General features: G+C 68.5%; 1 protein-coding gene. It reads left to right on the top strand.

The window, feature by feature from the left end; all coding sequences use genetic code 11:
- Positions 1–317: Ig-like domain-containing protein (locus IFU29_RS22300; protein ID WP_191935775.1), on the top strand; the 317-nt coding region annotated here is incomplete at both ends.

Genomic DNA, 317 nt, shown 5'->3' on the forward strand with positions numbered 1-317 from the left:
GGTGACGGTAACGGTGAAGGACGCGAACGGTAACCGGGTGGGCAATGCGGCGGTCAGCCTGTCGGCAACCAACGGCGCCACTCTTCAGGAGAGCGTGACCACCGACGCGCAGGGCCAGGCCACGGCGCCGCTGAGCAGTAAAAAAGCCGGCGCGGTGACGGTAACGGCGAAGGTGGCCGGCGGGAAGGATGCGGGCCAGACCGCGACCGTTACCTTCACGGCGGGCGCTCCGGCGCAGGCAGCGTCCGGCGTGAAAACGGACAAAGCCAGCTACGCGGCGGGCAGCGACATGACGGTGACGGTGACGCTGAAGGACG

Source organism: Erwinia persicina (assembly GCF_014838825.1).
In the GTDB taxonomy this organism is placed as follows: Bacteria; Pseudomonadota; Gammaproteobacteria; order Enterobacterales; family Enterobacteriaceae; genus Erwinia; species Erwinia persicina_A.